The organism is Arthrobacter sp. Dra40, assembly GCF_059091905.1.
In genome coordinates this window covers 1-3,717 of sequence record NZ_JBNHHB010000351.1, presented here as the reverse complement: position 1 = coordinate 3,717, position 3,717 = coordinate 1, and the positions used below count along the sequence as shown (strand labels likewise).

Annotated in this window: 5 protein-coding genes; 3 read left to right on the top strand and 2 right to left on the bottom strand. The window is 64.5% G+C overall.

Going from position 1 to position 3,717, the window contains the following annotated elements; genetic code table 11:
- Window positions 1-30 precede the first annotated feature (30 nt).
- Window positions 31-690 carry a phosphate signaling complex protein PhoU gene (phoU, locus tag AC5RWT_RS35555; RefSeq protein WP_493969783.1) on the bottom strand — a complete coding sequence of 220 codons (660 nt, stop codon included), beginning with the start codon at window positions 688-690 and terminating at the stop codon, window positions 31-33.
- Window positions 691-874: 184 nt separating this feature from the next.
- On the opposite strand from phoU, the gene AC5RWT_RS35550 reads away from it, so the two are divergent.
- Window positions 875-2,068 carry a sensor histidine kinase gene (locus AC5RWT_RS35550; protein WP_494084327.1) on the top strand — a complete coding sequence of 398 codons (1,194 nt, stop codon included), beginning with the start codon at window positions 875-877 and terminating at the stop codon, window positions 2,066-2,068.
- A complete protein-coding gene (locus AC5RWT_RS35545) occupies window positions 2,065-2,745 on the top strand; it encodes a winged helix-turn-helix domain-containing protein (protein ID WP_127513282.1) in 681 nt (226 codons plus the stop codon). The genes AC5RWT_RS35550 and AC5RWT_RS35545 overlap by 4 nt, the downstream gene beginning before the upstream one ends.
- A 78-nt stretch (window positions 2,746-2,823) precedes the next feature.
- On the opposite strand, the gene AC5RWT_RS35540 is transcribed toward AC5RWT_RS35545, so the two are convergent.
- Window positions 2,824-3,390, bottom strand: coding sequence for a hypothetical protein (locus AC5RWT_RS35540; protein WP_494084325.1), 567 nt, complete (start codon window positions 3,388-3,390; stop codon window positions 2,824-2,826).
- 255 nt (window positions 3,391-3,645) lie between these two features.
- On the opposite strand from AC5RWT_RS35540, the gene AC5RWT_RS35535 reads away from it, so the two are divergent.
- Window positions 3,646-3,717 (top strand): CarD family transcriptional regulator (locus tag AC5RWT_RS35535; protein ID WP_494084326.1); only part of this gene is annotated, 72 nt, incomplete at its 3' end.

Here is a 3,717-nt window from a genome sequence, read left to right as displayed (position 1 = left end):
GGGAGCCGGCCTTCTCGTTTAAGGGTCTGCTCAGACGGACTGGCCGTTCGGGCGCCACTCGCCGGTCACCAGGTAGGTCACCTTGCGCGAGACAGAAACGCCGTGGTCGGCGAACCGCTCGAAGTAGCGGCTGGCCAGGGAAACGTCCACGGTAGTGGGGCCGGACGAATTCCACGCCGGATCGGCAATCGCCTTGAAGACGCCGGCATGCAGTTCGTTGACGCGGGAATTGTGAACGTCGATCTGCGCCGCCAAATCCAGGTCGCGGGTTTCCAGCAACTCCGTCAGTTTCTCGGAGATCGCAATGTCCTTCTCCGCGAACTCACGGAAGGTGCCGCGCATCGATTCGGGAATCACGGGGTCGGGGTAGCGCAGGCGGACCAGTTGGGCAATGTGCCGGGCGAGATCGCCCATCCGCTCCAGCGAGGCGCTCATCCGCAGGGCGCCGACGATCATGCGCAGGTCGGAGGCGACCGGCCCCTGCAACGCGAGGATGTCGATCGACCGCTCGTCCAGATCCGTCTGGAGGAAATCGATCCGGGCATCGGCGGCGATGACTTCCTCGGCCAAGTCGATGTCGGCGGTATCGAGCGCCGTGGTTGCCTTCTGCATTGCCTCGGTGACCAACCGGGAAATCTCTACCAGCTGCTCTCCGACTTGATGGAGCTCGGCCTGGAAAACCTTGCGCACTGGCGTCCTTTCGCTTGTGTACGTGGAGCATGGGAGTCCTAGCATCCCATTAGCTTCACAGCCTGTCAGGCGGCGGTTAAGTATTACGCCGCCTCAGGTGAACGTTAGTTGAACGGACAGGCGATTACTACCGGATCGGCCCGGGGCCGGACGGTGCTGCGCCTAAGCTAGAGACGTGGATCCACTGACTATTGCCTTGCTGGCAGGGCTCGTGGGCTTGGCGCTCGGCAGCTTCGGTGTGCTGGCGTTCGGGCTGAGCGATCGCCAGCGGCGGCACCTGCAGGATGTGGCCGAGCCAACGCTGCCGCCCGGGGCCGCCGACGTGCTCTCCGTCGTCGGCCGCGCCTACGTTGTCGTGGACGCGATTGACGGCGTGGTCCGGGCCAGTCCCGCTGCCTACGCCTTCGGTCTGGTCCGCGGCCACACCGTCGTGCATTCCGAGCTCTTGGACCTCACTGCCCGGGTGCGGCGCGACGGCGTGATCGAAGAACGCCAACTGGAACTGCCACGTGGTCCGCTGGGCCAGGGCACCATCGTGGTGCAGGTCAGGGTGGCGCCGATCGGGGAGGAATACATCCTCCTGCTGGCCGATGACCGGACCGAAATCACCCGCACCGAGGCAATGCGCAACGACTTCGTGGCGAACGTGTCCCACGAGTTGAAGACTCCCGTCGGAGCCATTTCGCTGCTGTCCGAGGCCATCGACGACGCCGCCGAGGACCCGGAAGCCGTGCGCCGCTTCGCCGGCCGGATGCACAAGGAGTCGCGGCGGCTCGGCGCTCTGGTGCAGGACATCATCGAGCTGAGCCGGCTGCAGGGAGCCGACGTGGTGCAGGGCGGCACCGAGGTCGACCTGAATGCAGTGGTGGCGGAGGCGGTGGACCGGAACAAGCTCACGGCCGAAAGCCGCCAGATCCAGCTGTCGGTGGGCGGAAAGATCGATGTGCCGGTCTTCGGCGATCCGGAACTGCTGACCACTGCGCTGCGGAACCTGATCGACAACGCGATCCGCTACGCGCCCGAACGCAGCAAGGTGGGCGTGGGGCTGCGGGTCCGCGAAGGCCTGGCCACCATCTCGGTCACCGATCAGGGGCCGGGCATCACCCCGGACCAACAGGACCGCATCTTCGAACGGTTCTACCGGATCGACGATGCCCGCTCCCGCCAAACCGGAGGAACCGGCTTGGGCCTGAGCATTGTCAAACACGTCATCGCCCAGCACGGCGGGGAAGTATCGGTGTGGTCGCAGCCCGGACAGGGTTCCACCTTCACCGTGCGGCTGCCGGAAATGGAGCAGGAAGACGGCGGCACCACAGAATCCGTGGAGCCGCGCACGCAAGGCGCCGGTGTGGCGCATGAACAAGGAGTCGGTGCTTGACCCGCATTCTGGTCGTCGAAGATGAAGAATCGCTGAGCGATCCGTTGAGTTATCTGTTGGGTAAAGAGGGCTTCGAAGTCGAGGTGGTCGACAACGGGCTGGACGCCATTGTGGCGTTCGACCGGGCCGGCGCGGACCTGGTCCTCTTGGACCTGATGCTGCCTGGACAATCCGGAACAGAAGTGTGCCGCCAGCTGCGGCAGCGCTCCACGGTTCCGGTCATCATGCTCACCGCCAAGGACTCGGAGATCGACAAGGTCGTGGGGCTTGAGCTGGGAGCCGACGACTATGTCACCAAACCCTATTCTTCGCGTGAGCTGGTGGCCCGTGTCCGCGCGGTACTGCGCCGCCAGGGCGAACCGGAGGAACTGGTGCCCAATACCGTCTCCTCCGGCCCGGTCCGCATGGACGTGGAACGGCACGTGGTCAGCGTGGACGGCGAACCCGTCTCGCTGCCGCTCAAGGAGTTCGAACTGCTGGAAATGCTGCTGCGCAACTCCGGCCGGGTGCTCACCCGCGGGCAGCTGATTGACCGGGTGTGGGGCTCCGACTACGTGGGGGACACCAAAACTCTGGACGTACACGTCAAACGGCTGCGCAGCAAGATCGAACCCGATCCCTCGGCACCGCGCTATCTGGTCACCGTCCGCGGGCTGGGCTACAAGTTCGAACCGTAGACCACCGCCAACAGCCAGCAAAAAGGCCGGGCCGCTTCCTGTAGGGGAAGGGGCCCGGCCTGTTTGAACGACGTGGTGTCAGGCGCCGGCCTGGTCCGTGGACTCTTCCGTGGGCACCGCGGTCTCGGTGGGCGCTGCGGTTTCGGTCGGCTTCGCGCTTTCGGTGGGCGCAGCACTAGGGACGAACCCGCGGTACTCAGGCAGGGTGCCGTCGAGGACCGGCACCAAAACGTCTGCGGATTCATTGTTCACGCGGACGGTGATGTCGGCCAGGGCCCCGGGAGCGGCCCCCGGACGGTCAACGACGGTCTCGTTCTTCTTGTCTTCGAAAACGACCTTCCCATCGGCCGGGACGGTGACGGTAGCGGTGCTGCCCGGGCCGGTCAGGGCAAGCTGCACCGGAGAATCGGAGGTGTTGAAAGCGGTGCCGAGGACGCGGCCGGGGGCGTCGGCAGACTCGGCCACAACCATCAGGTTGCGCAGGCCGACCGGTCCCACGTTGGCCACGATGCCGTCGCTGGGGGAGTAGGCCTTGGTGGTGGCCTGTTCGTTGATTGCGCCGCATCCGGTCGATGCGAGCAGGGTGAGCGCAGCGGCGCCTGCTACAAGGGTGCGCTGCACACGGTTCTTCGGCGCAATCTTCACGGCAGAAACTCCTCAGTCAAAATCAGGTGCGGTGCTGCAGATCTCGGCAGCTTGCCTCGCCTAGCCTATCGGCAAACCGGGAGAAAGTTGGATTCGACGCCCGTAAGAAACCCCGGAGCAAGCACCATTTCTCTCATCCGTCAAGGGGGTAAACCGCGGCATTCTAGCCTCCCGACAGGCTTACAAGCCTGCAAACTCGCGGAAGTGGCCAAACCATCCGTGATAAACTAGTGGTCGGGAAAGGGGATACTACAGATGGTATTTGAGGTCGGCGAGACGGTTGTTTACCCTCACCACGGTGCCGCAAAGATCGAAGAGATCAAAATG